We start from the raw sequence: 10520 nt of genomic DNA, 5'->3' as shown, positions 1-10520 counted from the left end.
TAATATTATCGCGGGGTGGAGCAGTCTGGTAGCTCGTCGGGCTCATAACCCGAAGGTCGCAGGTTCAAATCCTGTCCCCGCAATCAAGTTTTTTCAAGGAAGAGAAGGAAAGATATTTTCTCGTACCTCGAAAAATCTCTGGTCCGGTAGTTCAGTTGGTTAGAATGCCTGCCTGTCACGCAGGAGGTCGCGGGTTCGAGTCCCGTCCGGACCGCCATTTATTTATAAAATATAGCTCAGTAGCTCAGTCGGTAGAGGATTTTAAAAGATTGTAGCATCTTGGTTCTTCTTCTTCGATTGACAAACTTTTAAAATCTGCGACAAAGGCCTAAGGGCTTTGAAGCAAAATACGCTATATAACTTTAGGTTGCATTATCTAACATGGCTCAGTAGCTCAGTCGGTAGAGCAATGGACTGAAAATCCATGTGTCGGCGGTTCGATTCCGTCCTGAGCCACCACTTTATGTTTAGAGTTGAAAATAATGAAATATATATTTGCGGGTGTAGTTTAATGGTAAAACCACAGCCTTCCAAGCTGTTGTCGTGGGTTCGATTCCCATCACCCGCTCCAAAGAGGGGCCTATAGCTCAGCTGGTTAGAGCGCACGCCTGATAAGCGTGAGGTCGATGGTTCGAGTCCATTTAGGCCCACCATAAAAAATTTTCCGCAGTAGCTCAGTGGTAGAGCATTCGGCTGTTAACCGAACGGTCGTAGGTTCGAATCCTACCTGCGGAGCCAATTTGGAGAAGTACTCAAGTGGCTGAAGAGGCGCCCCTGCTAAGGGTGTAGGTCGGGTAACCGGCGCGAGGGTTCAAATCCCTCCTTCTCCGCCAGTTAAAGGCCCGTTGGTCAAGCGGTTAAGACACCGCCCTTTCACGGCGGTAACACGGGTTCGAATCCCGTACGGGTCATCAAATAAAAAGCTATTGGTTTCCATTAACCAATAGCTTTTTTGTATTTTCGATTCTTTCTTGTTATTTTTTGTTCAACCCAGCATATACATAGTCAAAGCGTCTCTTTTTAACTAAATTATATCTCCAGTAAAAATTCCTCTCTGCTTCTAACATTTTCTATTGTTTACTTTTTATAAAAATAGGAAATAATTCTCTTGCCCTTTCCAAATGCCTAAAGTTCCTAATTGTCAAGATAAATTATTGTAAAATATTTTTGGATTTTTAAAAAAATAGAGAATAAAACGTGCTGAAAATTACTAAAATTTATTATCACAGTAAAAATAATTTTGAGATTTTCCATCATTTTTATGCTTAGTTTTCCAATAAACACTAGCGAATAATGGGGTAAGATGTTGAATTCCCTCGCTATTTAGTAAACGATGCTAAATATTGTCGCAATCTTCATAAAACATTTACAAGGGTTTCTTTGGTAGAAAATAGAATATAGATAATTATTGCAAACTACAAAGATTGGACGGTGAGGGAGTGACGGTGGATGTCTTATTTCCATCAGATTATCAATTGCATTTATTTCATGAAGGTAATCTGTTTGAAAGTTATCGGTTTTTCGGAGCACATATAGAGAAAAATGAAAATCATTCACGTACGCGTTTTGGTGTATGGGCTCCAAATGCAAAAAATGTACGTTTGGTAGGAGATTTCAATCATTGGAATGGCGAAGGGTTTGAATTTCAAAGGCTTAATCCTGAAGGTGTCTGGATGCTCAGTATTGAGCAGAATTTGGAGGGTGCCTTGTATAAGTATGAAATCATTACCTCAGATGGTGACAGGCTGTTAAAGGCAGATCCCTTTGCGTTTTATTCTGAATTAAGACCTCAAACCGCATCGGTGGTTTATTCATTAGAGGGCTACAACTGGGATGATAAAAGATGGCTGCAAAAAAAGGAAAGAAAAAACATCTATCAGGAACCAGCCGTTATTTATGAAGTGCATGCCGGTTCATGGAAGAAGAAGGCTGATGGCCGTTTTTTAACTTACCGTGAGCTTGCGGGTGAATTAATTCCTTACGTAGTAGATCACGGATTTACTCATATCGAATTAATGCCTCTAAATGAGCATCCGTTCGATTTATCATGGGGCTATCAGGGGACGGGATATTACTCTGCTACAAGCAGGTATGGAACACCTCACGATTTGATGTATTTTATTGATCAGTGCCATCAACATAATATTGGCGTTATTCTCGATTGGGTTCCTGGTCATTTTTGTAAGGATGAACACGGTTTACACCGCTTTGATGGATCATTTTTATATGAATACGAAAATGAACATGATCGGGAGAATTTCACATGGGGAACAGCCAATTTTGATCTTAGTAAAACAGAAGTGCAAAGCTTCCTGATATCAAACGCAATCTTCTGGATGGAACGTTTTCATATTGACGGTTTTCGAATCGATGCTGTTTCAAATATTATTTATTGGCCTAATTCTGACGGAAATAGGGAAAATCAATACGGCATTGAATTCTTAAGGAAGCTAAATAAGGCTGTGTTTGCCTACGATAAGAATGTACTGGTTATTGCGGAAGATTCTACAGATTGGCCGCAAGTAACAGCACCAGTTCATTATGGAGGTTTGGGGTTTAACTATAAATGGAATATGGGCTGGATGAATGACATGCTTACATATATGGAGAAAAGTCCTAGTGAACGACAACAATATCATAATAAAGTCACATTCTCTCTCTTATATACTTTTTCTGAAAATTTTATTTTGCCTCTTTCTCATGATGAAGTTGTTCATGGCAAGAAGTCCCTCCTAGATAAAATGCCCGGTGACTATTGGCAGAAGTTTGCCCAGTTACGTTTATTATTAGGGTTCATGATGGCACACCCAGGTAAGAAACTTTTATTTATGGGCTTTGAAATAGGTCAGTTTGCTGAGTGGAAAGATCAGGAACAGCTTGATTGGCATCTATTGGAGTACGAAATGCACCAAAAAACAAATGATTATGTAAAAGAGTTAATGAAGGTTTATAAGCGATCTAGACCTCTTTATGAATTGGATCATCTGCAGGAAGGCTTTGAATGGATTGATGTGAACAATAGCAAACAATCTGTTTTTTCTTTTGTCCGAAAAGGTAAAAAAGAGGACGAATTATTAATCGTTGTCTGCAACTTTACTGAGAGAACATATTCTGATTATCGGGTAGGTGTACCAATAGGCGGAACATATCGTGAAATACTGAACAGCGATATGGAAGCCTTTGGAGGTTCAGGTGTTCATAATAAAAAGACGTTAAAAGCAGAGGAAATAGCTTTTCATGGGAAACCATATTCGGTGTCAATGTCAGTTTCACCATTTGGGATTTCCATATTACGTCCTATCAAACAGCGGAAGGAGAGGAAGGGAAATGGGAAAGAAAAAGTGCGTAGCCATGCTATTGGCTGGAGGAAAGGGCAGCAGGCTTAGTTCGCTGACAAAAAGCTTGGCAAAGCCGGCGATTCCATTCGGCGGGAAATATCGTATCATTGATTTTACCCTGAGTAACTGTACGAACTCGGGGATTGATACAGTTGGGGTACTAACACAATATCAGCCGCTAGTTTTAAATTCTTATATTGGAATAGGCAGTGCATGGGACTTAGACCGGAAAGATGGCGGGGTAACCGTACTCCCGCCATATAGTGAATCTTCGGAAGTAAAATGGTATACAGGTACAGCTAGTGCGATCTATCAAAATATGACCTATTTAATGCAGTTTGACCCAGAATATGTCCTTATTTTATCAGGAGATCATATTTATAAAATGGATTATTCTCATATGCTTGATTACCATATTGAAAAAGGTGCAGATGCAACAATCTCTGTTATTGAAGTTCCTTGGGACGAAGCAAATCGATTTGGAATTATGAACACAACAAAGGAAATGAAGGTGGTTGAATTTGAAGAGAAGCCGCAATTTCCACAATCAAATTTAGCTTCAATGGGAATTTATATTTTTAATTGGAGTCTGCTAAAGGAATATTTAGAAATGGATGCACGCAACCCTGAATCAAGTCATGATTTCGGTAAGGACATCATTCCACTGCTGCTAGATGAAAATAAAAAACTATTTGCTTATCCATTTGCTGGGTACTGGAAAGATGTTGGTACAGTAAAAAGTTTGTGGGAAGCAAACATGGATCTTCTTGATGAGAAAAATCAATTAAATTTATTCGATTATTCCTGGAGAATCTATTCCGTTAATCCGAATCATCCGCCACAGCTTATCACTAGCGAGGCCGAGGTCGTTGATTCTTTAATCAATGAAGGTTGTACAGTAGAAGGTTATGTGAACAAATCTGTCTTATTTCAGGGAGTAGCTGTTGAGAAAGGGGCCTCTGTACGAGAAACAGTGGTCATGCCAAATGCAGTTATCTCCAAGGATGCGTATATAGAGAGAGCAATTGTGCCATCCAATCTTGTCATCCCGGAAGGTGTGGTAATTCGTCCTGACATTGGATCTGACGAAATTATCCTGGTAACAGAGGAAATCATTAAGGAAATGCAAGCTCATTAAAGAGATTCAGGAGGGGTAAAGTGGATAAAAAATTACTAGGTGTGATTGATGCTACAACCTATCAAGAGGGATTGGAACCATTTGTTGATCATCGTTCCTTAGCAGCTCTCCCATTTGGTGGACGTTATCGATTAATCGATTTTATATTATCAAATATGGTTAACTCTGGGATTCGCAGTGTGGCTATTTTTCCTAAATTTCAGTATCGGTCATTGATGGATCATTTAGGTTCAGGAAAAGATTGGGAGTTGAATCGAAAAAGAGATGGTTTATTTTTCTTTCCATCCCAAATAAATAGTGATGGGATTGGCTCTTTTACCCACTTTGCTGAAAATATGGATTACTTTCAGCGAAGCACTCAACAATATGCCTTAATTGCTAACTGTTATACGGTTGCTAATATAGATTTCAGAAAAGTCCTTGAAGCCCATATTCATGCTAAGTGTGATATTACCGAGGTTAGAAAAGACGGAAGATCAATGGAAATGTATTTAGTGAAATTGTCCTTGTTAACTGATTTAATTGAAAAGCGCAGGGAAACTGGATATTCAAGTATGAAGGATGTGGTTACGGACTTAAATCATTCTTATAAAATATGTCACTATGAATATAATGGCTATGTTAATATGATAGATTCCATCTCCAGTTATTATCAATCTAATATGAGTTTATTAAACTCAGCTACTTGGAAAAGCTTATTCACAAAAGAACATCCGATTTATACAAAGGTGAAGGATGAGCCGCCAACCCATTATTTAAACGGCAGCCATGTTTTAAATTCTGTCATTGCTAATGGCTGTCAAATTGAAGGTCATGTTGAAAACTGTATTATTTTTCGCGGTGTGAAGGTTGGGAAAGGTTCTGTGATTAAAAATTCCATCATTATGCAAAAATCACAAATAGGAGAAAATTGTGTGTTAGATTCTTGCATTTTCGATAAAGATGTTAAGGTGGAACCATGTTCGATGATGAGAGGTTCTATGGAGTCGCCATTTGTAGTTCGAAAAGGGACTATACAAGGAGCGTTGATGAAGTCGTGAAAGTATTATTTGCTGTTTCCGAATGTGTTCCGTTCGTAAAATCTGGAGGATTAGCAGACGTTGCAGGTTCGTTGCCAAAAGAATTAAAAAATCTTGGAACAGATATTAGAGTGATATTACCTAAGTATGGGTCCATTCCGGGGGATTTTCGGAAACAAATGAAGAAGAAGGCTGATTTCACCGTTAAAGTCGGCTGGAGGAATCAGTACTGTGGAATCGAAGAGCTGGTCCATGAAGGGATCACTTTCTATTTTATCGACAATGAGTATTATTTTAATAGAGAAAAGTTGTACGGTTACTTTGATGATGGAGAACGCTTTGCTTTCTTTAATCGGGCTGTTCTCGAGAGTTTACCTTTTATTCAGTTTATCCCTGATGTGATTCATTGCCATGATTGGCATTCAGGGATGATTCCATTTCTTCTTCGCGTTCAATATCAACATAGGAAAGGTTATCAATTAATAAAATCGGTATTCACCATACATAATCTGCAGTTTCAGGGGATTATGCCGAAGTCAGCTCTAGGAGATTTGTTGGGTTTAGGTGATGAATATTTTACTGTTGAGCAGTTGGAGTTTTATGGAAACATTAATTTTATGAAAGCAGCTCTTGTTGCTGGTGATAAAATAACAACTGTAAGCCCTACATATATGCGGGAAATACAAATGGAGTATTATGGAGAGAAGCTTGATGGCTTGCTGAGAAAAAGGTCTTCCGATTTAGCTGGGATTTTAAATGGAATCGATGATGATTTTTACGATCCTGAAGAAGACAGCTTACTGTTAAAAAATTATTCTGCAGCGAATTTAAAGAATAAGAGTCTAAATAAAAAAGAGATACAGCGGCAATTTGCACTTCCTGAGAAAGAAGATATTCCCTTGATGGTTATGATCACCAGATTAACGAAGCAAAAAGGGCTTGATCTTGTAAAAAGGGTCTTTCATGAGATGATGTCAGAGGATATCCAGCTTATTGTCCTTGGGACGGGGGACCCTGAATTCGAACACTTCTTCAGAGATATGGAGGGGCATTATCCAAATAAATTTAAAGCCTATATTGGGTTTAATGAAGAGCTGGCTCATCAAATTTATGCAGCAGGCGATCTATTTTTAATGCCGTCTTTATTTGAACCTTGCGGCTTAGGACAAATGATTGCCATGCGATATGGAACGATTCCAATTGTAAGGGAAACAGGCGGTTTAAATGACACGGTCCAATCTTATAATGAAATAACTCAGGAAGGGAATGGTTTTACATTTACGAACTTTAATGCACACGATATGCTGTACACCATTCAAAGAGCTATTTATTTTTATCATCAAAAAGAGATGTGGGAAACTCTTGTCAAGCAAACGATGTCACTTGATTACAGTTGGGCTCAATCTGCTTTTAAATATAATCAGCTTTATGCTGAGCTGATCTCGAGGAGTGAGAGCCATGTTCTCTAATTCTGAAGAATTTAAAGAAACCTTCCTAAAACGTATTGAAATGACCTATGGAAAAACATTTGCGGAAAGTACAAAAAGAGATCACTTTAATACGTTAGGCCATATGATCCGTGAATACGTAAGCAGGAATTGGATTGAAACAAATGAACGATACCGCACTAATAAGGAAAAGCAAGTTTATTATTTATCAATTGAGTTTTTGCTTGGTCGATTACTGAAGCAGAATTTATTGAGTTTGGGAATCGATAAAGTGGTCGAGGAAGGACTTGGGGAGCTAGGCATCGACATAAATGAATTAGAGGAAATAGAAGCGGATGCAGCTCTAGGGAACGGAGGACTAGGACGGTTAGCTGCCTGTTTTCTGGATTCTTTGGCCTCGTTGAACCTACCTGGCCACGGCTGCGGAATCCGCTATAAGCATGGACTTTTTGAACAAAAAATCGTTGATGGTTATCAAGTCGAACTTCCTGAACAATGGCTGCGAAACGGCAATGTCTGGGAAGTAAGAAAAGCTGATTTATCAGTCGAAGTCCCTTTTTGGGGGAAGGTAACGGCGTCTAACGAAAATGGCCGGTTAAAGTTCAGCCATATGGATGCAGAAATGGTGACAGCTGTTCCTTATGATATGCCTGTTCCGGGCTATGAAACAAGGACGGTCAATACGTTAAGATTATGGAGTGCCGAGCCGTCTCCCTATCCGGTAAATCAAGATATCTTGAAATATAAACGTGATACAGAATCTATTTCGGAGTTCCTATATCCAGATGATACGCATGATGAGGGGAAAATCCTTCGCTTGAAACAGCAATATTTCTTAGTATCTGCGAGTATCAACTCTATCATAAGAGCATATCGAAAACAAAATAGTAGTTTGACAGACTTTCATCAACATGTTGGCATTCACATCAATGATACTCATCCTGTTCTTGCTATACCTGAGCTGATGAGAGTACTGCTGGATGAGGAACAAATGAGCTGGGATGAAGCGTGGAATATCACGACTAAAACAATTTCCTATACAAATCACACCACTCTGTCTGAGGCGTTGGAAAAGTGGCCGGTAAGAATATTTCAGCCTCTGCTGCCGCGGATTTATATGATTGTGGAAGAAATAAATGAACGTTTTTGCCGTTCGCTGTGGGATTACTTCCCTGGAGATTGGCACAGAATTGAAAATATGGCCATTATAGCACATGATGAAGTAAAAATGGCCCATCTCGCGCTTGTTGGCAGTTATAGCGTTAACGGGGTGGCAGCCATTCATACAGAGATTTTAAAACAGCGGGAAATGAATTCATTTTATCAAATATTTCCGGAAAAATTTAATAATAAGACAAATGGGATTACTCATCGCAGATGGCTGCTTAAATCAAATCCCAAGCTAGCAAACTTAATTTGTGAAGGAATTGGAGATTCCTGGATTAAGAGACCGGGAGATCTTAAAGAACTGGAAAAATATAAACAGGACCATGGTTTTCTTGAAGAACTATACAGGATTAAGCAGGAAAACAAACAGCATCTTGCTAACATTATTAAGGAACAAACAGGAGTGTCAGTGGATACTGCATCAATTTTTGATGTACAAGTCAAAAGATTGCATGCTTATAAAAGACAGCTCCTAAATGTTTTGCACATCATGCATCTCTATAATCAATTAAAGAGAGATCCATCGTTTGATATTTATCCAAGAACGTTTATATTTGGAGCTAAGGCCTCTCCTGGATATTATTATGCTAAAAAAATCATTAAGCTGATCAATACCGTTGCAAAAAAGGTAAATGGGGACCCATCTGTAAGAGACAAGTTGAAGGTTGTTTTTTTAGAAAATTACCGTGTCTCTCTTGCCGAAAATATCTTCCCTGCAACCGATGTGAGCGAGCAAATATCGACAGCAAGCAAGGAGGCATCCGGAACCGGAAACATGAAGTTCATGATGAACGGTGGGATAACGGTGGGTACTTTAGATGGTGCCAATATCGAAATAAAAGATGTAGTAGGAAATGAAAATATCTTCATTTTTGGATTAAAAGCGGAAGAGGTCCTTCATTTTCAGCAAAATGGCGGTTATCATTCTCTTGAATACTACCATCTGGATAAGCGGATCCGTCAAGTGGTGAATCAGTTGACAGATGGGTTCTTCGATCAGTCAGAGGGAGAATTTGAAGCGATATATGATTCGCTTCTTATGCAAAATGATCAATACTTCGTATTAAAGGATTTCGCATCCTATGTTCAAATTCAAAGTGAAGTCGGAGATGCTTATAAAGATCAACAAAAATGGCGTCCCATGAGTCTAATAAATATTGCCAACTCAGGCCATTTTTCCAGCGATCGAACGATTGAGGAGTATGCGAAGGGAATCTGGAATATTCAAGGGATTGGAATTACTTAAAGAAAAAGCTTCTGGAGATTTCTCCAGAAGCTTTTTGGTTTATAAAAAATAACCTAAGCATAATCCAATTGATAATAAAAATCCAAAAAATGTATTTGTCTGTGCTGTTGCCTTCATAGCGGGCATCATTTGGATAGGAATTGTTTTTCCGATAAATCCTTTAACTGCCTTAATGGCCGTTGGAGCACTTATGACAACAATAGCTATCCATGCAGATGTATAGCCCATTAAAATTAAGACGAATACCCAAATATAAGAAATGATAAATAATGATGCTAACAAGGTGACTGCCTTTTTTCTACCCAATAAAACAGGAAGAGTTTTGCGTCCGAAATCTTTATCACCATCTAAATCTCGAATATTATTAGAAAGATTAATTCCGCCAACAAGAATAAAGATTGGGATAGAGACTAGTATACTTGTTGTAGTAACCGTACCTGCTTGGATAAAGAAACTAATTAGAATAATACCCATTCCCATCACAAAGCCTGACATGAATTCTCCGAATGGGGTATGTGAGATTGGAAGCGGGCCGCCTGTATAAAGATAACCTACTGCCATACAGCATAATCCGATTAGTGCTAACCACCATGAGCTATTTGCACAAATATAGATTCCCAATAATAATGAAATTCCATATAAGCTCAAAGCTAGTTTTAGTATGGTTTTCGGCTTTACACCATCACGAACGATGGTACCGCCGATCCCAACTGATTCTTCTGTATCTAATCCACGTTTGTAATCATAGTATTCGTTAAACATATTAGTCGCTGCCTGGATTAATAGGCTGGCGATTAACATGGCAAGAAATAAGCCAATGCTGATGTTTGTTTCTTGAATTGCTAATACTGTGCCAAGAAAAACTGGAACAAATGCTGCGGTTAGTGTATGAGGTCTTGTTAACTGCCACCAAACCCTCCAGCCTTTATTTTGCGAGATATATTTTGAATTTGTTTGGCTCTCGATTTGCACGTAAATTTCCCCCTCTGCAAAAGAAATTGCAAACTTTTATATAATAAATAAAAAAAGTGATCTTGTCAATTTAAGAATAAGTTCATATCAAGTTTAGGCAATTGATACAAGAGTGTCAATTAATTTCTACCCCTAATAATGGGAGATTTTTCTAATCTCATTCTTAAATGTAAAGCTAGGGTGTTTCAATTG

General features: G+C 38.5%; 6 protein-coding genes and 8 tRNA genes. 13 read left to right on the top strand and 1 reads right to left on the bottom strand.

The genetic code is table 11. The features are described from left to right. The first annotated feature begins 9 nt into the window (after positions 1 to 9). The 13 genes from CZ487_RS21600 to CZ487_RS21540 all read left to right on the top strand — a co-directional run bounded on the left by CZ487_RS21600 (position 10) and on the right by CZ487_RS21540 (position 9356). Positions 10 to 83 (top strand) — tRNA-Met (locus CZ487_RS21600). 57 nt (positions 84 to 140) lie between these two features. Beyond that, positions 141 to 217: transfer RNA gene (locus CZ487_RS21595), tRNA-Asp, on the top strand. Positions 218 to 383: 166 nt separating this feature from the next. Then, positions 384 to 459: transfer RNA gene (locus CZ487_RS21590), tRNA-Phe, on the top strand. A 38-nt stretch (positions 460 to 497) separates the two neighbouring features. Further along, positions 498 to 571 (top strand) — tRNA-Gly (locus CZ487_RS21585). A 5-nt stretch (positions 572 to 576) separates the two neighbouring features. After that, a tRNA-Ile gene (locus tag CZ487_RS21580) sits at positions 577 to 653 on the top strand. A gap of 10 nt (positions 654 to 663) precedes the next feature. Beyond that, a tRNA-Asn gene (locus tag CZ487_RS21575) sits at positions 664 to 738 on the top strand. 4 nt (positions 739 to 742) lie between these two features. Next, a tRNA-Ser gene (locus tag CZ487_RS21570) sits at positions 743 to 833 on the top strand. 6 nt (positions 834 to 839) lie between these two features. Further along, positions 840 to 911: transfer RNA gene (locus CZ487_RS21565), tRNA-Glu, on the top strand. Between the two features lie 528 nt (positions 912 to 1439). After that, positions 1440 to 3386 carry a 1,4-alpha-glucan branching protein GlgB gene (glgB, locus tag CZ487_RS21560; RefSeq protein WP_077214337.1) on the top strand — a complete coding sequence of 649 codons (1947 nt, stop codon included), beginning with the start codon at positions 1440 to 1442 and terminating at the stop codon, positions 3384 to 3386. Beyond that, entirely contained in the window at positions 3328 to 4476 is a 1149-nt protein-coding gene (locus CZ487_RS21555) for a glucose-1-phosphate adenylyltransferase (RefSeq protein WP_077214336.1), read from the top strand. The genes glgB and CZ487_RS21555 overlap by 59 nt, the downstream gene beginning before the upstream one ends. A 20-nt stretch (positions 4477 to 4496) precedes the next feature. Next, positions 4497 to 5516: a GlgC family sugar phosphate nucleotidyltransferase gene (locus CZ487_RS21550; RefSeq protein ID WP_077214335.1), complete on the top strand. Its 1020-nt coding sequence runs from the start codon at positions 4497 to 4499 to the stop codon at positions 5514 to 5516. Beyond that, positions 5513 to 6964 (top strand): glycogen synthase GlgA, encoded by a 1452-nt coding sequence (gene glgA / locus CZ487_RS21545; RefSeq protein ID WP_077214334.1) that lies wholly within the window; start codon positions 5513 to 5515, stop codon positions 6962 to 6964. Before CZ487_RS21550 ends, glgA begins: the two co-directional genes overlap by 4 nt. Further along, positions 6954 to 9356 (top strand): glycogen/starch/alpha-glucan phosphorylase, encoded by a 2403-nt coding sequence (locus CZ487_RS21540; protein ID WP_077214333.1) that lies wholly within the window; start codon positions 6954 to 6956, stop codon positions 9354 to 9356. The genes glgA and CZ487_RS21540 overlap by 11 nt, the downstream gene beginning before the upstream one ends. A 39-nt stretch (positions 9357 to 9395) precedes the next feature. On the opposite strand, the gene CZ487_RS21535 is transcribed toward CZ487_RS21540, so the two are convergent. Then, positions 9396 to 10328, bottom strand: a complete 933-nt coding sequence (locus CZ487_RS21535; protein ID WP_077214332.1) for a 1,4-dihydroxy-2-naphthoate polyprenyltransferase — start codon at positions 10326 to 10328, stop codon at positions 9396 to 9398. Positions 10329 to 10520 lie beyond the last annotated feature (192 nt).

This window comes from Robertmurraya dakarensis (assembly GCF_900156875.1).
Classification (GTDB): domain Bacteria; phylum Bacillota; class Bacilli; order Bacillales; family Cytobacillaceae; genus Robertmurraya; species Robertmurraya dakarensis.
The sequence above is the reverse complement of the archived record's forward strand: the minus strand, read 5'-3'. Positions and strand labels throughout refer to the sequence as shown.